General features: G+C 70.5%; 19 protein-coding genes and 1 pseudogene. 4 read left to right on the plus strand and 16 right to left on the minus strand.

Annotated features, from left to right (window positions below):
• The first annotated feature begins 8 nt into the window (after nt 1-8).
• Nucleotides 9-524, plus strand: coding sequence for a transferase (locus ACPYN4_RS13515; RefSeq protein ID WP_239282755.1), 516 nt, complete (start codon nt 9-11; stop codon nt 522-524).
• On the opposite strand, the gene ACPYN4_RS13520 is transcribed toward ACPYN4_RS13515, so the two are convergent.
• Complete coding sequence (locus ACPYN4_RS13520; RefSeq protein WP_239282756.1) at nt 525-905, minus strand: DUF1304 domain-containing protein; 381 nt, start codon at nt 903-905, stop codon at nt 525-527.
• A 49-nt stretch (nt 906-954) separates the two neighbouring features.
• Between ACPYN4_RS13520 and ACPYN4_RS13525 the strand changes: the two genes are divergently transcribed.
• Complete coding sequence (locus tag ACPYN4_RS13525; RefSeq protein WP_239282758.1) at nt 955-1,692, plus strand: LysR family substrate-binding domain-containing protein; 738 nt, start codon at nt 955-957, stop codon at nt 1,690-1,692.
• Between the two features lie 472 nt (nt 1,693-2,164).
• Here the strand turns inward: ACPYN4_RS13525 and ACPYN4_RS13530 are convergent, their stop codons facing one another.
• Genes ACPYN4_RS13530 through ACPYN4_RS13550 form a run of 5 tightly spaced genes read right to left on the minus strand, consistent with a single transcriptional unit; the run spans nt 2,165 to nt 7,444 of the window.
• Nucleotides 2,165-4,075, minus strand: a complete 1,911-nt coding sequence (locus ACPYN4_RS13530) for a CHAT domain-containing protein (RefSeq protein WP_424446673.1) — start codon at nt 4,073-4,075, stop codon at nt 2,165-2,167.
• On the minus strand, nt 3,982-4,617 hold the full coding sequence (locus tag ACPYN4_RS13535; RefSeq protein WP_424446670.1) for a hypothetical protein: 636 nt from the start codon (nt 4,615-4,617) through the stop codon (nt 3,982-3,984). The genes ACPYN4_RS13530 and ACPYN4_RS13535 overlap by 94 nt, the downstream gene beginning before the upstream one ends.
• Before the next feature lie 48 nt (nt 4,618-4,665).
• On the minus strand, nt 4,666-6,291 hold the full coding sequence (locus ACPYN4_RS13540; protein ID WP_239282168.1) for a S8 family peptidase: 1,626 nt from the start codon (nt 6,289-6,291) through the stop codon (nt 4,666-4,668).
• Nucleotides 6,292-6,302: 11 nt separating this feature from the next.
• Nucleotides 6,303-6,791: a hypothetical protein gene (locus ACPYN4_RS13545; protein ID WP_239282169.1), complete on the minus strand. Its 489-nt coding sequence runs from the start codon at nt 6,789-6,791 to the stop codon at nt 6,303-6,305.
• On the minus strand, nt 6,788-7,444 hold the full coding sequence (locus ACPYN4_RS13550) for an RNA polymerase sigma factor (protein WP_239282170.1): 657 nt from the start codon (nt 7,442-7,444) through the stop codon (nt 6,788-6,790). Before ACPYN4_RS13550 ends, ACPYN4_RS13545 begins: the two co-directional genes overlap by 4 nt.
• A 111-nt stretch (nt 7,445-7,555) precedes the next feature.
• Between ACPYN4_RS13550 and ACPYN4_RS13555 the strand changes: the two genes are divergently transcribed.
• Entirely contained in the window at nt 7,556-8,278 is a 723-nt protein-coding gene (locus tag ACPYN4_RS13555) for a glutamine amidotransferase-related protein (RefSeq protein WP_239282171.1), read from the plus strand.
• Between the two features lie 27 nt (nt 8,279-8,305).
• Here ACPYN4_RS13555 and ACPYN4_RS13560 read toward each other — a convergent pair whose 3' ends face one another.
• From ACPYN4_RS13560 to fabG, 10 genes and pseudogenes are all read right to left on the minus strand, one after another.
• A complete protein-coding gene (locus ACPYN4_RS13560; protein ID WP_424446674.1) occupies nt 8,306-8,602 on the minus strand; it encodes a hypothetical protein in 297 nt (98 codons plus the stop codon).
• Between the two features lie 160 nt (nt 8,603-8,762).
• Nucleotides 8,763-8,966: pseudogene (locus ACPYN4_RS13565) on the minus strand (TetR/AcrR family transcriptional regulator); the annotation flags it as partial.
• Between the two features lie 167 nt (nt 8,967-9,133).
• Nucleotides 9,134-10,225: a Zn-dependent alcohol dehydrogenase gene (locus tag ACPYN4_RS13570; protein ID WP_239282173.1), complete on the minus strand. Its 1,092-nt coding sequence runs from the start codon at nt 10,223-10,225 to the stop codon at nt 9,134-9,136.
• Nucleotides 10,226-10,328: 103 nt separating this feature from the next.
• The gene (locus ACPYN4_RS13575) at nt 10,329-10,472 is read right to left on the minus strand and encodes a hypothetical protein (RefSeq protein ID WP_239282174.1); all 144 of its coding nucleotides are present in this window, start codon (nt 10,470-10,472) and stop codon (nt 10,329-10,331) included.
• A gap of 28 nt (nt 10,473-10,500) precedes the next feature.
• Nucleotides 10,501-11,739, minus strand: a complete 1,239-nt coding sequence (locus ACPYN4_RS13580; RefSeq protein WP_239282175.1) for an NAD(P)/FAD-dependent oxidoreductase — start codon at nt 11,737-11,739, stop codon at nt 10,501-10,503.
• A 66-nt stretch (nt 11,740-11,805) separates the two neighbouring features.
• Entirely contained in the window at nt 11,806-13,176 is a 1,371-nt protein-coding gene (locus ACPYN4_RS13585; RefSeq protein WP_239282176.1) for a cytochrome P450, read from the minus strand.
• A gap of 72 nt (nt 13,177-13,248) precedes the next feature.
• On the minus strand, nt 13,249-13,563 hold the full coding sequence (locus ACPYN4_RS13590; RefSeq protein WP_239282177.1) for a 2Fe-2S iron-sulfur cluster-binding protein: 315 nt from the start codon (nt 13,561-13,563) through the stop codon (nt 13,249-13,251).
• A 121-nt stretch (nt 13,564-13,684) separates the two neighbouring features.
• Nucleotides 13,685-15,832, minus strand: coding sequence for an acetate--CoA ligase family protein (locus ACPYN4_RS13595; RefSeq protein WP_239282178.1), 2,148 nt, complete (start codon nt 15,830-15,832; stop codon nt 13,685-13,687).
• 43 nt (nt 15,833-15,875) lie between these two features.
• Entirely contained in the window at nt 15,876-17,048 is a 1,173-nt protein-coding gene (locus ACPYN4_RS13600) for an acyl-CoA dehydrogenase family protein (protein WP_239282179.1), read from the minus strand.
• Between the two features lie 198 nt (nt 17,049-17,246).
• Nucleotides 17,247-18,008 carry a 3-oxoacyl-ACP reductase FabG gene (gene fabG / locus ACPYN4_RS13605; RefSeq protein ID WP_396653483.1) on the minus strand — a complete coding sequence of 254 codons (762 nt, stop codon included), beginning with the start codon at nt 18,006-18,008 and terminating at the stop codon, nt 17,247-17,249.
• Nucleotides 18,009-18,286: 278 nt separating this feature from the next.
• On the opposite strand from fabG, the gene ACPYN4_RS13610 reads away from it, so the two are divergent.
• The gene (locus tag ACPYN4_RS13610; RefSeq protein WP_239282180.1) at nt 18,287-19,195 is read left to right on the plus strand and encodes an MBL fold metallo-hydrolase; all 909 of its coding nucleotides are present in this window, start codon (nt 18,287-18,289) and stop codon (nt 19,193-19,195) included.
• Nucleotides 19,196-19,226: the final 31 nt, after the last annotated feature.

Genomic DNA, 19,226 nt, shown 5'->3' on the forward strand with positions numbered 1-19,226 from the left:
TCCGGTCGATGACGGATGCCCCCGCCCACCCGGGCGGGGGCATCCGTATTTTCCACACCGAAGTCCGGGGAATAACCCCACCACGCCTCACGTTGTATCCCGTTACGGAGGAGATCGTGGGCAAGAACTACGTGGACATCGAGAACGACCAGGGCGAGGCGCTGCGGTACCGCAAGCACGTCAACGGCCGGGGTCTCGTCGCGCACGGAGCCAAGGTGCACGCAACCGCCCGCGTCGAGACCGGCGCCTACGTGGAGCCGGGAGCGCATGTGGGACCGGGTGCGCACATCGGCACCGGCGCATGGATCGAGGCGGATGCCGTGATCGGCCCGGAGGCCGACATCCAGGCGCATGCGCACATCGGCACGGGTGCCGCTGTGGGCGCCAAGGCGAAGATCGGGGTGCGCACGCACGTCGGCGAGCACGCGATCGTGCAGGCGGGGTCGCTGATCGGCGACGACGTCACGATCGCCGACGGCGAGCATGTCGCCACCGACCGCCGCGGCCTGTGGCTGGCCGCCTAGCTACACGAGAAGCAGCAGCACCAGCGCGATGAGCGGCAGGATGCCCTGCGTGATCGCCGCGCGCCGGTACTTGGCGCCGCGCGTGATCAGCACGACGGATGCCGCCAGCATCGACGCGAGGCCGAAGTAGACCAGCGCGCGTCCGGCCGCCGGGGCGGATGCCACCAGGACGATCCCGAAGCCCACCTCGATCGCGAGGAACAGGTTGTAGAACCCCTGGTTGAACGCCATCGGCTGCACGGCGTCGGCGGCATCCTGATCCTTCACGCCGAATCGCCTCCAGGTCTCCGGCTGGCGCCAGGTGATGCTCTCCATCACCCAGATGTAGACGTGCAGCAGGGCGGCGAGGGCCGCGACGATGAGGGCTGAGACCACGAGCATGGCGCCAGGCTAGCGGGTGCCGGCGCGACCCGGCGGATACCCTGTACGCATGGCTGGTGCGAAGCGGGGTCCGGGTCCGGGCAGGCGCTCACCCGGAGGTCCGGCGAAGGGCCGCAAACCCGCGGCCGGAAAGCCCGGCAAACCGGGCAGCGGCAAGCCGCGCCCGACGACGCCGAAGCCGGCACCGGTCGCGCCGCCCCCGGCCGAGACCTTCACGCTCGGCGCAGTGCCCGGCGCGACACCCGGCAAGTGGATCGACATCTGGAACGTGCGGATGCCGCACACCCGACTGGTGCTCGAGCCGATCGCGGTGGCCGACCAGCGCTCCGCGCTCGAGCGGGTGGATGCCGCCCTGGTGCGCCTGCCGATCGAGACGGCGGGCCTGCACGTCATCCGGCTGTACGACGAGGTGCCGGTCGTCGTGACCGCCGCCGATTCCCACCTGACCGCGGCCGACGAACTGGATGTCGCCGACCTCGCCGGCGAAGTGCTCATCGTTCCGCGCGACGACGTGCTGCGGCTGGACGTGCCGGGCACGGTGGCCCCGGTGTTCGACCCGCCGGACACCACCGAAGACGCGATCGCGACCGTGGCATCCGGAGTCGGGATCGTGATCGTGCCGATGTCGCTCGCGCGGCTGCACCATCGCAAGGATGCCGACTACCGTCCGCTGCGCGACGCCCACGTCTCGACGGTGGCACTCGCGTGGGATGCCGATCGCACCACCCCCGAGGTCGAGACGTTCGTCGGCATCGTCCGCGGCCGCACCTCGAACTCGAGCCGCTGACTCCCGTCCGTCGCCGCTCACCGCCGTCCGTCGCCGCTCACCGCCGTCCGTCGCCGCTCACCGCCGTCCGTCGCCGCGCTCACCGCCGTCGTTCGCCGCGGTCCCCCCGCGTGAGCCCCGCGGTCATCCCTGTTCCACTGCCAAAGGTTGCGCCCCGACGTCGAGATCTTTGGCAGTCGAAGCACCATACGGGACGGGACGGGACGGGACGCGACGGGACGGGCGGGCGGGACGCGACGGGACGGGACGGGACGGGACGCGGCGGGACGGGCGGGCGGGACGCGACGGGCGGGACGCGACGCGACGGGACGCGGCGCAGCGGGACGCGGAAGCACGGCAGAGACCGGGAACGGGATAGAGCCCTCGGACCGCGGCTCCCCAAGCCTCCCCCGGTCCGAGGGCTCCGGCGCTCCCCCAGAAGCGCTTCCCCCACTGACTCAGAGCAGGATCCCCGCGCCCTGATACAAACTCGTCAGAATCCGGATCCGTACACCTGGAACGGCGCCAGGATTCCCGTCTCGGTGCTCGCGCGCGCCAGCGCCTCCGACACTCCGAGCCCGGCGGCGAGTCCTGCGTGCATGGCGCCGAGCAGGTCGCATGCGGCGTCGTCGGCGACGATCACGGGGGCCGCGACCACGGCGCGCGTGCCGGCGTGCATCCACACCCGGGTCATCCCGACGGCCTCTTCACCCCAGCGCACCGACGACCGCCCCGCCTCGCACGAAGACAGCACGACGACCTCGGGAACCTCGGGCACCCGGTCGAGGTCGTAGCCGAACAGGGCACCGTCGGCCATCTCGAACCCGGAGAACAGCGGGTTGTCGACCGCGTGCCGCCCGTGTGCGGCGACGTGCAGGAGGTCGACGCGGCCGGCGAGCGCGGTGACGGCATCCACCGTCGCATCCGTCCCGCGCAGCTGCTCGGGGCTGTGCCCGGCCCACGCCGCGGCGACGGCATCCGCCTCCTCCTCTCCGCGCGCCACGCGGGGCCCGACGGCGATGCCGACGCGTCCGCCGACGGACACGTCCCGGTCGAACGCGGACCATCTCGTCGCCGACACGGCGACGGTGAAGGTGCGCCCGCGCAGCGCGGGGAGCATCGCCCAGGGGGTGCCTTCGAGGATGCCGGGCACCGTCAGCACGAATCGCTCCGCCCCCGGCACCCGCACCGCCTTGTCGAGCAGCGCCGACGACAGGGATGCCAGCCGGTCATCGAGCGAGCGGCGCACCACGTCGGCCATGGGTCCGGTGCGGATGGATGCCGCCATGTCCAGATCGGCGCGCAGGCCCGGCAGCAGCTTGGCCGCCGCCGCCCATCCCGGCAGCGGGACCACGCGGGCGCGCGCCCCGGTGACGACGATCACCGCGAGTTCGGTGCCGGTGTAAACGAACGAGAGCAGCGCGGTGCCGTCATCGAGGCGTGCCTGCACCTCGCGCAGGGTGGCACGCCGACGGATGCCGCCGCCCCGCGTCGCCGACCACTGGCGTTCGCGGGCGCGCTCCTCGAGCTCGGCGAAGTGCGGGTCGAGCCGCCACCGCCCCGTCTGATCGCCGCTCATCCGCTGGCGCAGCTCCGCGAGGTCGGCAGCCAGCTGCGGGTCTTCGGGGGGACGCACGGGCACCACCTGGTGGCTCAGGTGCCGGCCCCGCTCGGACCACTCGAACAGCACGTCGGCGCGACCCGACCGGGCGGCGGCGGTGAGGCCCGCGACCATGAGCCCGCCGGCGTGCATGCGCACCGACGTCTGCAGGTCGAGGCTGCCGAACGCCTGCTGCCACGCGGTCAGCTGATCCAGCCCGCTCGCGGACTGGCGGCGGGCCACCGCATCCCGGCCCGCGGCGGCCGCGCGCGCGGCCCGCGCCTCGTAGCCGAGCAGGCGCACGTCGATCGATGCGGTCGGCGGCACGCGCGTGACCGGCGCCGGATGCGGCATCCCCCGTCCCGACCGCCAGATGTCCAGCGACAGCCGCAGGGCGGTGGACTCGTTCGCGAAGCCGGAGTCTGCGAGGGCGGATGCCACTCGCTCGACTTCGGCCTGGTCCGCCGACCGGGGCGACCGACGCGAGAGGCGCGCGCGCAGACGGATGCCGTCGGCCCGGATCGCCCAGGTCTCCGCCCCGAGGGCGCGGAACCTCCGCGAAGCGGTCGCCGCCGTGCGCGCGGCCGTCACCGGGTCGTGCGTGAGCTGCGACCGCGCCAGCTGGAACTCCACCTCGGCGCGGGACTGCGGCATCCGGTGCCGTCCGAAGACCGGGGCGACGGATGCCAGCAGCCGCTCCGCCTCGCGCGTCATCCCCGCATCCCGCAGCGCCTCGGCGCGGTCGGTGTCGCAGACGGCGAGTGCGATCGGCGTCGTCCCGGCGAGGGGGCGGGCTTCGTACATCTCCTGCAGCGCTTCGGCGATGTTCCCGCGCAGGAGGTTGATGTATCCCAGGTTGTGCTGCGCCATCGCGGCTTCGGACGGCGCATCGTCGGCGAGGTAGATCTCATGCGCATCTGCGGGGCATCCGAAGCGGCATCGTCGAGACGCAGCCGCTGCATGTTCACGAGGGATCGGTTCATCAGGAGCCGCGCGCGCTCCACCGTGCTGCTGTCGAACGCGTCGATGCCCTTCTCCAGCCAGGCGGCGGCCTGCTCGAGGTCTCCGCGGCGCTGCGCGAACGCACCGAGCTGACCGGCGAGGACGCCCACGGTCGCCCCGCTGATCTCCGGCCGCTCCAGCTCGGCGCGGCACATCGCCTCGGCCACGTCGATCTGCCCGGTCTGGGCGAGCACGTAGGCGAGGGTTCCTTGGATCCGTGCCTGCGTGTCCGCATCCGGTCGGCGCGCAGCCGCGGTCGCCAGCGCCTGCCGGGCACGCACGTAGTCGCCGCGATTGACCATCGCGACGGCGCGCGCATGCATTCGCGCAGCAGACTGCACCATGCCTTCATCATCGCGCAGCGCGATGGCGATGTGGGCGAACGGCGCCGCTCAGCGGGCGGTCAGGGGTCCCGTCTTGGCCAGGCGGGCACTCACCTCGCTCTCCGCCTCGTGCAGCAGGTCGATCCGCTCCTCGAGCGACAACGTCCCTCCCATGATCCTGGGGGCGATGTGGGCGAGGATCTCCCCGGCGACGTACGGAGCCGCGAACGAGGTGCCGCTCCACAGCGCAAAGCCCCCGGCGTAGTCATCGGGGTCGATCGTCTCGCGTCGCGCTCCCCCGAGATCGTCGCGGACCGCGGGCTGGCTCCCGCCGCGGAACGGGGGCGAGCAGCTGAGCACCCCGGCCCCGGGCGCGAATGTCTTCACCCAGGTGCCGAGATTGCTGAACAGTGCCATCGTGCGGTTCGGGTTCAACGCCCCCACGGACACGTGGGGAGCCGCATCGTCCGGGTCGGCGACCGTCAGCGCCGAGCCGCCCCACATCCACAGCGCCGCCGGGAAGGACGGCCTGTTGGTCGCATCGTTGCCCGCGGAGCACACCACGGCGCAGCCATGGCGCCGAGCGGCCACGAGAAGGCTCTCGAGGGCGTCGTCGTAGAGTTCATCCTCGGGCGTCTCGTGGTAGTAGCCGAGAGAAAGATTCATGACGTCGATGTGCTCGCCGGCCTCGCACATCCACTTCACCAGCGCGCGCACCGCCAGCATGAACTCCGCCTCGAGCATCTGCCCCTGGCTGTCGCAGACGCGCACCGAGATGATGTCGGCTTCCGGGGCCCGCTGACGCACGACCCCTGAGACGAACGTTCCGTGCCCGGCGGCGGGGTCGAGGGCCCCGTCCAGCGGACCGGCGATGTCGCCCGTCACCTCGGGATCCGTCGCGTGATCGGCCATTCCGATGACCTTGCCGTCGTACTCCGGATAGGTTGTGACGACCTCCGGCGGAAGCCAGGGGTGGATGCCGCATCCCGTGTCCAGCACCGCGATGACCGGTCGGCGGCCGCCTTCTGCGGGTTCGCGGTGCCGCTCCGGCGCTCTGCCCACGAAGTTCACGACCTGGCGCCCGCCGCTGCCCGGCACCGCATACGAGATGGTGCCCGGTGCGTTCGAGACGCCGAACGGGTTCGAGACGCCGAACGGGTTGGAAACCCCGAACGGGTTGGAGACGCCGAACGGATTCGACACGCCGAACGGATTCGAGACTCCGAAGGGCCCGGCCGTCAGCACGTGGTCCAGCGCCACCCCGCGCAGATCCTTGCCGCGCAGCATCCGGGCCCGCTGCAGCAGCCGCCAGGCATCCACGGGCGGGTCGGGTGTCGCGGCGCCGTCGCGGTTCGGCACGGACGTGATCTTCACCCGGTGGATGGTGGGCACGTCGAACGCTTCGCGGTTGCGCGCCTCGCGGGCGACGGCATCCGGGATCTCGAGCGGCGAGCCGTCGATGTTCTGCAGCTCGATGCGCCAGGCGAACTGTGTGGCGGCCTCCTCCAGCACGCCGAACAGCTCATCGAGGTCGTCCGCGCGGGTGATCAGCAGGTGGTCGGGTGCGTACGAGGTCGGGTAGGCGGTGACGCCGGGAACCTCCTCGCTCCTCGGATCCAGCGGAACGCCGAGCGCGCGCACCGCGTCGTAGCGGGCGCGCCAATCGGGCAGGCCGTCGCCGGGGTATTCAGCCATCGGGGGTCTCCTCAGAGTTCGAACTGCGGGGTCTGCATGTCATGGAGCGCGCCCTGGTCGTCGCGCACGGTGAGGCGCAGGCGCACGAGCCCGGCGCCGATGCCGTCGATCTCGAACCGGCCGTGCTCGCCGAGGGAGGCATCCCGCACCTTTCCCTCGTCCGCGCCGTGCACGATCGCGACCGACACGGGCGGGGCATCCACCCAGCCGTCGATGCGGTGCGTGGACTGCTCGGTGCGGGTGATGTGCAGCAGCACGGTCACCGTGCCGTCGCTGAACTGCAGCGTGAGCACATCCCCGTCGCCGCGCACGGCGGCGAGGTCGGTCTCGACGAGGGTCAGCAGGGCGTATTCGCGGCTGAGGTCGTCGACCGCGATCGCGGCGACCATCCGGTCGATGAGGTCGGCCGGCATGGGATCCACCTGCGCCCACATGGCCCGCATCCGTGCGAACAGCACGGCATCCTGCGCGAACTCCGCGCTCGTGTCGTCGGCGCTCATGCCAGTTCCCTCTCGTATCCGTCGTCCTCGAGCAGCGCGCGCAGCTTCACCAGGCACCGCTGCCGGGTGGGTCCGATGGATCCCACCGGCATCGCCAGGTCCTGCGCGATGCGCGCGTAGTCGGGGCGCTCATCGAACGCGATCACCCGCAGCAGCCGCTGGCACCGCTCGTTCAGTCGCGCCACCGCGAGCCACAGGATCCGCTGCTCGTCGCCGAGCACGGCGGTCTGCTCCGCCGCCTGGGCGGTGGGCAGCTGCGGCTCCAGCTGCTCGGTCTCGGTCGGGTCGGCCCGGCGCTGCGCCTTGCTCACCCGCCACGCCTCGCGACGGGCGCACATCGTGAGCCAGCCCGACACGGCCCGCGGGTCGGCGATGGTCTCGTGCCGGCGCACCAGGGTCAGCCACGTCGTCTGCACGACGTCCTCGGCGAGCGCGCTCTCCAGGCCATAGGCCCGCACCACGTGCCACAGCACCGGCGTCATGAGCCGCACGAGGGCATCCATCGCCCTCGTCTCGCCGTCCTGCCAGCGCACGAACAGGCTCGAGGCCTGCTCCCACAGCGACATCTCCCCGGATTCGCCGGATCCGGATCCTCCCCCACCGGATGCCGCTGCCGCATCCGCGCCCTGATCCGACCGCTCAGCGTCGGTCATAGTGCCCATTGTGTCCACACTCATCAGAGCGCGAAAGGGGGCCGCTGATACATGTTTCCTCCGGCGACCCCGAACCGGCGCCGAAAGGTCGCCCGCCGTAGACTCGGAGGCATGACGGTGCTGTACATCTCGGCGCGCCCGCAGACAGTGGCCGCCGATGCCGAGTTCGAATCGTTCCGCACCGCAGCCCGCCTCGACGACGGCGACATCCGCCGGCACGACCTCGTCACCGATCCGCTCATGATCGAGCCCGACGTCACCGCGGTCATCATCGGCGGCAGCCCGTACAACGTCACGGACCCCGAGTCGAGCAAGACCGACGAGCAGCGTCGCGGCGAAGAGCACCTGGCCCGCCTCGCGGTCGCGTGCGCCGACGGCGTCGGCCCCGCCGTGCTGTTCACCTGCTACGGCATCGGTGTGGCCTCACGGGCGCTCGGCGGCGAGGTCACGCGCGCGTTCCCCGAAGACACCGGCACAGCGGTCGTCGAGCTGACGGATGCCGGCCAGGCCGACCCCGTCTTCGGCTCACTGGCATCCCGCTTCTCCGTGCTCACCACCCACAAGGAGGGGTGCGTCGCCCCGCCGCCGGGCGGCGTGCTGCTCGCGACGAACGCGGCCTGCCCGGTGCAGGCGTACCGCGTCGGCGAGCGCCTGTACGCGACGCAGTTCCACCCGGAGCCGACGGCGAAGGCGTTCGCCGAGCGCATGGACGTCTACCGCAACGACGGCTACTTCGACGCCGCCGACTACGACGCCCTCGCCGCCGAGGTGGTGCGGACGTCGGTGACCGAGCCGCTGCGCATCATCCGGGAGTTCGTCCGCCTGTTCGGGTGAGCCCGCGCCCTCAGTGCGCAGGATGCCTCAGGACGCGGATGCCTCGGCCGGCGTGTCCGCGACGGCGTCGCCGGTGTCACTCGCCCCGACCCGCTCGATCATCAGCAGGGTCGCATCCATGATCTCGTCCGCGTCGGCACGGCTGCCGCTCGTGACGACCTCCTGCGCTCCCTCGGCCACGATCGCCATCATGACCGACACCGTCAGCCGCCCGAGCGGATCGTCGGACGCATGCGTGAGGACGGTGACCTGCCGCAGCCACTCGTGGCGACCGTTGCGCAGCCGCAGCTCGAATCCGGGAGGACCGTCCTGAGCGAAGAACACCGACCCGCGCGACCGGTGGTTCCAGCATCCTTCGAGGTAGGCGCGCGCCCACCATGAACAGCGGAACGGTGCCGGCCTCACCACGGCTCTGCAGGTCTTCGATGGCCGTCGAGACGAGGTTCTCCTGGTCTTTGACCCACTCCTGCCAGAGCGCGAGGTAGAGCCCCGCCTTGTTGCCGAAGTGGTGGTAGAGGCTGCCGATGCTGAGATTCGAGCGCTGGACGATGTCCTCCACGCTCGTTCCGGCGTACCCGTTCTCGATGAACAGCTCGAGCGCGGCATCCAGAAGCGTCCTCTGGGTCTGGTTGGTGCGCTTCCAGTTCCAGCGCGAACGCTCCGCCGCGGGAACGACCGGATCCGACATTGCCTCCCCTTCCCGAGATCAGGCGACGACGCGCCCGACTCCCCCACCCCATGATAGGTAGTCGCCATCCGACTGCCCCTTCGGCGACCGCATGCGCGTCGCCGGAAGCACCCGGCCCGCCGACGGTCGTACCGTCGGCGGGCCGGGCATGCGTCGCGTCTCCCGGATCAGAAGACCACGACGCTGCGAGCGACGCCGCCCTCTTTCAGCTCCGCGTAGCCCTCGTTGATCCGCTCGATCGGGATCGTCTGGGAGAGCAGGTCGTCGAGGTTCAGCCGGCCCTGCAGGTAGTAGTCGGCGAACATCGGGATGTCCTGCTTGAAGTTCGTCGAGCCCATGTAGACGCCCTGCACGCTGCGCTGGGCCACGAGCAGGTCGCGCATCACGTCGATCTCGAGCACGCTGCCGGGCTTGTGCAGCCCGATGAGGTACGCGGATCCGCCGGTGTCGAGCATCCGGATCGCCTGCGCCGACGTCTGCGGGAGACCGATCACCTCGAACGACTTGTCGACGCCGCGTCCGCCGGTGAGCTCCTTCACCTGCTCGATCACGTCGCCGTCGGCGGGATTGACGACATCCGTCGCCCCGAAGCGCTTGGCGAGCTCCAGCTTGGCGGGCACCAGGTCGACGGCGATGATGCGCCGGGCCCCGGCGAGCGCCGCGCCCTGGATGGCGGACAGCCCGACGCCGCCGCAGCCGATGACCGCGACCGTGTCGCCGACACGCGTCTTCGCCGTGTTGATCACGGCGCCCGCGCCGGTGACGACGCCGCAGCCGAGCAGCGCCGCCTTCTCGAACGGGATCGACGGGTCGACCTTCACGATGTTGTTCTCGTGCACCAGCATCTGCGCGGCGAAGGCCCCGAGGTTCCAGAACTGGATCGCCGGGGCGCCCTCGACCGACAGCCGCGCACCCTCACCCGGCTGCCGCATCGTCTCGGCGGCGTTGCGGCACTGGTACGGGCGGCCGGTCGTGCAGCGCTCGCAGCGACCGCAGTGGCTGACGAGGCATCCCACCACGTGGTCGCCCACCTCGAACTCGGTCACGTCCGGACCCACCGCGACCACGACGCCGGATGCCTCGTGCCCGAGGACGGCCGCCGCCGGGAACCCGGCCGGGTTCTCGATCATGTGCAGGTCGCTGTGGCACAGGCCGGACGCCTTGATGTCGACGAGGACCTCGCGACCGATCGGTTCGGCGATGTCGATGTCGCGGACGACGAGTCCGGCACCGGGGCCTTCGAGCACTGCAGCTTTCATCGTGTTCTCTCCATTCCTCTCGTCACGGGTCGTCGTCGACCCGTGACCGCCCGCCCGCGCTCTGCGGTCGGGCATTGCGCCGCCTGCGTCGGCACCGCCGCGATCACTCGTCGGCGAAGAACAGGATCTGGTCCCGCGTGTACGCGCGACCGGGGTGTGCGGCCGTCAGGTGGGCCCGGGCCGCGTCGACGAGTTCGTCCTCGCCGGCGCCGGTGATCAGCTCTCCGCACGGGCAGTTCATCTGCATCGGGTGCTCCTCGGTCTGGTCGATCGGATCAGCGGGCGCCGACGGCGACGCGGCTGTCGGCCCACGCCCGGAAGTCGAAGTCCTCGGCTGCGGCCTCCTCGGGCGACAGCTCCGGCCGCTCGGCCAGCAGGCGGCGCGCGATCATGTGGTCGGCGGGTCCGTTGACGGTCTCGACCGCCACCAGCACGCCGTCCTTGATGCACAGCACCGTCTTCTGTCCGGCTTCCGCCGGGAGCTCGACGGTGTGGTCGTAGCCGTGCGCCACGCCGGCGATCTGCAGCTTCAGGTGGCCCTGGTCCGACCAGAACCACGGCAGCGTGCGGTAGTCGCCGCCGTCGCCGGTGAGGCGCGCGGCGACTGCCCGCGCCTGGTCCGACGCGTTCTGCACCGACTCGAGGCGCGTCATCGCACCGCCGAGCTGGGCGCACGGGAAGCTGACGACGTCGCCGACCGCCGAGATGTCCGGGTCGCTGGTGACCAGCCGCTCGTCGACCTCGATGCCGTTGGAGACGGCGAGACCGGCGGCCTCGGCGATCTCGGTGTTCGGGATGACGCCGATGCCGTACACGACGACGTCGGCGGGAAGCGTGCGGCCGTCGTCGGTCGTGACGCCCACGACGCGGCCGTCCTTGCCGTCGATGCTCGCGAGGCCGTGGTTGAAGTCGAACTCGACGCCCCACTCCTCGTGCGTCGCCCGGAAGAACTCGGCCGTCGTCGCCGACACGGCCCGCGCCATCGGGCGGTCCCCCAGCTCGAACACGTGCACGTCCGCGCCGCGCGCGGCGGCGACGGAGGCGAACTCGAGGCCGATGAACCCGGCCCCGACGACGATCGCCTTCGTGCCCTCGCGCAGGCGCGACGACAGGTCGTCGGCATCCGCCTTCACGCGCATCCCGGTCACGCCCTCGAGGTCGCTGCCCGGCACCGGCAGGGCGCGGTTGCGTGCGCCCGTCGCGATCACCAGGTGGTCGTACGGGATGCGCGCACCGCTCGCGAGTTCGACGGTGTGCCCCGCGCGGTCGATGGCGACCGCCGGGTCGTGGACGAGCCGGACGTCCTGGTCGGCGTACCACTTCTCCTGCCGGTGCAGGAGGCGACGCTCGTCGGACTCCCCCAGCAGATACGCCTTCGACAGCGGCGGCCGCTGGTACGGCAGGCCGTGCTCATCGGTGATGAGCGTGATCGACCCCGTGAAACGGTACTGCCGCAGCGACGCCGCGGTGAGGTAGCCTCCCTGGCCACCGCCGATGATGACTACAGCTGACATGATCACTCCCTGCTCGTACGGCCGACGGATGCCGACCGGTCCTGCTCGTCCACGTTCCGTCGCCGCTCAGTTGCGACGCGGGATGATGACCTGCATCGACTCGTAGCCCTTGACGAAGTTGCTGTAGCTGAAGACGGGCTCGCCGACGACCGTGATCTCCGGGAAGCGCTTGAGCATCTCCTCCCAGATGATCCGCAGCTGCAGCTCCGCGAGGCGGTTGCCGAGGCAGCGGTGGATGCCGAACCCGAACGACAGGTGCTGTCGGGGGTTGCGGCGGTCGATGATGTACTCGTTCGGATTCTCGACCTTGGCGTCGTCGCGGTTGCCCGACACGAACCACAGCACCACGCGGTCGCCCTCGTGGATCGTCTTGCCGCCGAGCTCGACATCCTTCGTCGCGACGCGCATCATGTGCGTGAGCGGCGTCTGCCAGCGCACAGTCTCGGACACCATCGACGGGATGAGCGCCGGGTTCTCGCGCAGCTTGTCGAACTGCTCGGGCCACTTGTTGAGCGCGTACACCGACCCGGTGATCGTGTTGCGGGTGGTGTCGTTGCCGCCGACGAGCAGCACGATGCCGTCGCCGATGAGCTCGCCGAGGGTGAACTCCCCCGCATGCGGGCTGTGCGCCAGCAGCGAGATGAAGTCGCCCTTGGGCTCCTTCGAGACGCGGTCCTGGAACAGGCTCACCAGCGTGTCGCGGAACTCGGCCATGATCTCGTCCTTCTCCTCGAAGGACTTCACCGGCTGGTCGGGACCGGGGATCATCGTCACGACATCCGACCACCAGGTCAGCTGCCGGCGCTTCTCCTGCGGGTAGTCGAAGAGGGTCGCGAGCGTCATCGCGGTGAGCTCCTTGGACACGAGGTCCACCCAGTCGAACTGCTCCCCGATCGGCAGGCCGTCGAGGATCGCCCCGGCGCGTTCGCGGATGATCGGCTCGAGCTCGCGCAGCGTCGACGGCGACACCCCGTCGGCGACGGCGCCGCGGTGGATGTCGTGGTCGGGCGGGTCCATGCTCAGCAGCGACGTGATCTCCGGCGCCGGTCCCCGGGGGGCGTCCTCGACGGCTGTGGCATCCGCCGTCACGGCCCGGCTGTTGAAGTTCGCACGCGCCACGGCCCGCGCCATCGCGCGCTGGTCGGGCAGGGCGATGCCGGCGTTCGCCGAGAAGGTGTCGTGGTCGGTGTCGGCCGCGACGATGTCCTCCCACTTGGTGAGCGACCAGTAGTTTCCGTGGTCGCTGTACTCCTCGGAGGTGAAGTGGACGGGGTCCTGCTCGCGCAGGCGCTCGAACTTCCACCACATCTCCTGCGTCTCGAACGAGCCCGGGTCACCCGGGTTGAGCTCGTCCAGTGGCATGTCGTAGATCTTCTGCCGGGCCGCCGCCTGCTCTTCCGTGAGGCCCCGGCTCGGGACGGGAGTTGAAATGGTCATGGTCTGATCCGTTCTCCTGCGGTTGTTCGGTGCCGGCGGGTGCGGCGACCATGCCGCACCCGCCTGTGGCGCCTAGTTGTCGACGACCTCGACCGAGAGGCCGTTGAGTTCTTCGGACACGATGATCTGGCACGCCAGTCGGCTGCAGTCCTTCACGTCGTAGGCGGCCTTGAGCATCGCCTCCTCGGCGGGGGTGCGCTCGCCGGTCGCCGCACGCCAGTCGGGACGCACGTGCACGTGGCAGGTCGCGCACTGGGCCTCGCCGCCGCAGTCGCCGTAGATTCCCGGGATGGACTCGTTGACGGCGACCTCCATGAGCTTCCAGCCCACCTCGGCCTCGACCGTGCGCTCCGTGCCGTCATGGAAGCCGAAAGTCACATCGACCATTTCTGCTCCCCTCCTTCTGTTTCGTCTGCGGCGGTCTCCATGCGAGATCCGCCTCGGGTGTGGATCGGGCCGTGCAGGGCGGCTGCGCCCCGGCCCGCGGAATGCGGGATGCCGGACACGGTCATGTCCAGGTGATGAGCGCGTCGAGTGCTTCGACGTGCGAGCCGCGCACCGACAGCGGGTTGACCTCGAGCGATTCGAGCCGGTCGCCGAGACGCTCGGCGAGCTGCGCGATGCGGGTGACGACGTCGGCGACGGCATCCAGGTCGGCGGGCTCGGTGCCGCGCGCGCCGGCGAAGATCTTCGCCGCACGCAGCGACAGCAGGCCCTGCTTGATGCGGTCGTGCGAGACGGGGAGCACATGGAGGGTGCTGTCCTTGAGCACCTCGACCCAGATCCCGCCGAGGCCGACCGCGAGCACCGGACCCCACTGCGGGTCGCGCACGACGCCGACGATGAGCTCGGTGCCGGGCGGGCGCATCGGCTGTACGAGGGCGGTCACGTCGGTGGCGCCCGCGGCGCGGCCGGCCGCGACGACGGCCTCGAACGCGTCTCGCACGGCGTCGGCATCCTGAAGCCCGAGCCTCACACCGCCGATGTCGCTCTTGTGCTCGATGGCATCCGACGCGAGCTTCACCACCACCGGGTAGCCGACCCGGTCGGCCGCGGCCGCCGCCTCGTCCGCGGTGGTCGTCTCGACGCTCGGCACCACCGGGATGCCGTGCTCGGCCAGCAGAGCCGCCGAGCGGCGCTCGCCGAACACCTCGCCCGGAGCGACCGCGAGCTCGATCGGCTCGAGGGTCTGCGGCTCATCGAAGACCTGCTCGTCCTGTGCGGCCCAGTACGCCTCCGACCAGTCCGCGGCGCGTCCGAGCGCCGTGAGGCCGTGGTGGATGCCGCCGATCGAACCCGGGAATCCGGTGTCCTCCATGATGCCGCGGCTGTAGTCGGTGATGTCTGTCATCGCCGTCGCGAGCGGGATCACGGGCTTGGAGATGCGGGCGAACAGCTCCGCCTGCGTGCGGAAGCGCTCCAGGTGGATGCTGCGGTCGACGCCGTTCGGCTCGGCCGGAGGCTCGGTCATGACGACGATCTGGTCGATGCTCGGGTCGTCTTCGACGGCGACGAGCGCGTTCATGAGCAGCTGGCCGTCGACGAGGATGTACCCGGTGACATCGAGCGGGTTGTGCACGCTCGCGAAGTCGGGCATCACCGCGCGCAGGCGGGCCTCGGTCTCGGGCGCGAACGCCGGGATGTCGATGCCCTCGTCCTCGGCGCGGTCCGCGATGACCTCGCAGGCGCCGCCCGACGGGGTGACGAACGCGAAGCGGCGACCGCGGAGCGGGCCGGTGCGGGCGAGCAGCTCGCCGGTGACGATGAGGTCCTCGAGGGAGTCGACGCGGATGACGGCGCTCTGACGGAAGACCGCGTCGATGACGCCGTCGTCGCCCACGAGCGAGCCGGTGTGCGCCTTCGCGACCTGGGCGCTGCCTTCGCTGCGTCCGACCTTGAGCGCCACTATCGGCTTGCCGGCCGCGAGTGCCCGTCGCGCGACCTCGCGGAAGCGCTCCGGGTCGCGGATCGACTCGACGAACAGCAGCACGACCTTGGTGTCCTCGTCGTCGACGAGGTAGTCGATCACGTCGGTCATCGACAGCATCGACTCGTTGCCCATGGCGACGAGCAGGCTGAGGCCCGCGTTGCGCACCCGCGCCTGGCGCAGCACCGAGCTCGCGAGCGCCCCGCTCTGCAGCACGATGCCGATCGACCCCTGGGGGATCTGATCCGACAGCGGCAGACCGTACGGGGTGATTCCGGCGGCGACGTTGACGAAGCCGTTGCCGTTCGGGCCGAGCACGGTGATGCCGCGCTCGCGGGCGAGGGCGCGCAGCTGCTCCTCGAGCCGCGCACCCTCCTCGCCGACCTCGCCGAACCCGGCCGTGAGCACCACGGCCGAGCGGATGCCGGCATCCGCGATCTCGCCCATGACGTCGAGCACCGCACCGGTGGGCACCATCACGATCGCGAGGTCGGCCGGTTCGGGCAGGTCGGCGACGGAGCGGTACGACTGCTGGTCGTGCACGATTCCACCGCGCGGGTTGACGAGGTGGACGGCGCCCGCGAACCCGCTCTGCACGAGGTTCGCGTAGAACGCGCGGGACCAGCTGGACTTGTCCGTCGCGCCCACGAGCACGATGGATGCCGGGTTGAAGAGCTGTCTCACGCTCTCGACGGTGAGGGTGGGCGGGAACGTCGTCGTTGCCGTCATGGGTGACTCCTTGGTTCTGTGCGTGTCGGGTCGGCGAGGCGTGTCAGCCGCCGATCACGCCGACCTTCGTGTGGCCCTTGATGAGGTTGCGGGCGATGGTGCGGCGCTGGATCTCGTCGGTGCCCTCGAAGATGCGCAGCAGGCGGAACGAGCGGTACCAGCGCTCGATGGGGAGCTCCTTCGTGTAGCCCATGCCGCCGTGGATCTGCAGCACGCGGTCCACGACCCGGTTGGCCATGGTGGTGCCGGCGAGCTTGGCGACCGAGGCCGAGTTGCGGTTGTCCTGCCCGTTCTCGAGCTGCCACGCGGCGAACAGGGTCAGCCACTTGGCCTGCTCGATCTCGACGTACGAGTCGGCGATCTGCCACTGGATCGCCTGGTAGTCGGCGATCGCGTGGCCCATCGAGACGCGGTTCTTGGAGTGCTCGATGGCCATGTCGAGCAGGCGCTCGGCGCCGCCGATCGCGCCCGAGGGGATGAGGTAGCGGCCGTTGCCGATCCACTGCATGGCGAGCTTGAAGCCCCAGCCGACTTCGCCGAGCACGTTCTCGTTGGGGACGCGGACGTTGTCGAACAGCAGGGATGCCGGTCCCCATTCGCCCATGGTGGCGATCGGCGAGGACGTCCAGCCCATGTCGCGGTCGACGAGGAAGCACGTGATGCCGCCCTCGGAGCCCTTCTCGGGGTCGGTCACGGCGAACACCATCACGAAGTCGGCCTCGTTGCCGCCGGTGATGAAGATCTTCTCGCCGTTGATGATCCAGTCGTCGCCGTCGCGCACCGCACGGGTCTTGATGTTGCGCGCGTCGGAGCCGGCGCCCGGCTCGGTGATCGCGAAGCAGCTGTGACGTTCGCCGTTGATCGTCGGGATCAGGTACTTCTGCTTCTGCTCCTCGTTGGCGCCGTACAGGATGTTGTCGGCGGTGCCGCCGAGCTTGAACGGAACGAACGAGCGGCCGGTCTCCATGGCGATGATGGAGCGCATCACGGGGCCGAGGTCGACCCCGCCGTACTCCTCGGGGGTTCCAATGCCCCAGAATCCGGCGGCCTTGGCCTTCTGCTGGAGATCCTGGGCCTGCTCGGGCGAGAGGCCGGGGCGGTGCTCGCGCTCGTTGCGCAGCACCTGCGGCTCGAGCGGGATGACTTCCTTCTCCATGAAGGCGCGGACGGTGTCGCGCATCATCTGCTCTTCGTCGGAAAGAGAGAAATCGATCATTTGTGATGCCTCCGATGTCTTCTGCGGCTGTGCCGCGTCTGACCGGTCTCCCGACGGATCGCTTCCACTTCGGCGGACGATTCGTCGTTGAATCCCGGTTCCTAGAACTTTATTCTAGAAGTCTGTTCTAAATGCTAGAAGGGGACCCCATCGGCGTCAAGCGTCTTCTCTCGAAACGCCGACGGGATCCGGGGCGGATCAGCCCTTGGGGCCGCCGGCCACGTAGATGGTCTGCCCCGAGACGTACGAGGCGTCCTCGCTGACGAGGAACGACACCACGTTCGCGATGTCCTCGGGGCGCCCGACACGGCGGACCGGGATGCGCTCGGCCGCGGCCTTCTGCATCTGCTCGAAGTCGTTGCCGGTGCGCTCGGCGGTCGCCCGGGTCATGTCGGTCGCGATGAACCCGGGGGCGACCGCGTTGACGTTGATGCCGAACGGGCCGAGCTCGATGGCGAGGGACTTGGTGAACCCCTGCATGCCGGCCTTGGCCGCGGAGTAGTTCGCCTGCCCGCGATTGCCGAGCGCCGAAGTGCTCGAGAGGTTGACGATCTTGCCCCACTTCTCGGGCACCATCTGCGCCTGGGCGGCGCGCGACCACAGGAAGGCGCCGCGCAGGTGCACGCCCATGACGGTGTCCCAGTCGCTCGAGCTCATCTTGAACAGCAGGTTGTCGCGCAGGACGCCGGCGTTGTTCACGAGGACGCCGATCGATCCGAGTTCGGACTGCACGCGCTCGGCGGCGGCGAGCACGGACTGCTCGTCGCTGACGTCGCAGCCGACGCCGATCGCGCGACCGCCGGCCTCCTCGATCTCGGCCACGACATCCTTCGTGGCGTCCTCGGCGATGTCGATGACGGCCACGGCCGCCCCGTCCGCTGCCAGCCGCACGGCCGTGCGGCCTCCGATGCCTCGTCCCGCACCGGTGACGACGGCGACCTTGTTCTCCAGGTGAGCCACGCTGCCCCTTCCTTCCGCGTTCGCGGCCGGCTCCTCCGATGGAGCCGAACCGTATTCTAGAACTTGACTCGAGAGTCTGGCACGGCGGAATCCGGCCGTCAACCCCCAGTCGATGAGTGGAATCCGAGCCTGCGGAAACCCTTGCGCACCCTCATCCCCGTGGTTAGAATCCGTTTCTAGAATCACGCTTCGGATGTTCGATGCGCCGCTCACGGAGAGCGCCCGCGCATCGCGGACGCCACGACCGGCCCCGCGCATCCGACGCCGAAAGGTCGAAGATGACAATCAAGGTGACTCAGCCATGGCCGCCGGCCGACAGCACGGCGGGCGCGCCCGCGCCGCACGTCGAGCATCTCCTGGCGCCCAACCCGAGCTCGTGGACGTACGAGGGCACCAACTCGTACGTCATCGGGCACGGCGGGTCATCCCTCATCGTCGATCCCGGCGTGCCCGACGACGACCACCTGCAGACGCTGATGCGGATGAGCCTTGCCGGCGACCGCACGCCGATGGCGGTGCTGCTCACCCACGACCACCCCGACCACAGCGACGGCGCCCGCGAGGTCGCCGGCGTGCTGGGTGTGCCCGTGCTGTGCCTCTCGCCGCGGTTCGCGGACGAGCTCCCCGCCGACGGCGCGGTGCTCGACGTCGACGGCCTCGACGTGCACGTGCTGCACACCCCCGGCCACAGCGACGATTCGCTGTGCTTCTGGATGCCGTCCACCGGCGCCCTGCTGACCGGCGACACGCTCCTCGGGGCCCGCTCCGCCGGCGTCATGGGGCGTCTCGGCGAGCTGCTGCGCTCGGTCGAGATGCTGCGGGCGCTCACTGCGGACCGCGACGCCATCGGCCTGCCCGGACACGGTCCCGCATTCACCGACGTGGCCGCCTCGGCGACGCGCGTGATCGGCGTGCGCACGCGCCGCATCGACCAGGTGCGCGGGTATCTCGCCGACGGCGACGCGTCACTGGCATCCCTCTCCGCGCGGGTCTACCCCGACGTCACCGGGACCCGGGCCAAGTTCGGCGAGTCCACCGTGGTGTCCACGCTCGAGTACCTCGCGGAGATCGACGGGGGCATCCCGGATCCGCTGCGCGAGCAGGTCTCCGCCGAGATCGCCGAGTACTACGTGGAACGCAGCCGGCGCCACCGCGAAGAGGCCGCCGCCCGCGCCGCTTCGCACTGACGGCGCGCGGATCACCCATCCGCCGGGAGCG

It is taken from the genome of Microbacterium sp. CH-015 (assembly GCF_049707015.1).
In the GTDB taxonomy this organism is placed as follows: Bacteria; Actinomycetota; Actinomycetes; order Actinomycetales; family Microbacteriaceae; genus Microbacterium; species Microbacterium aurum.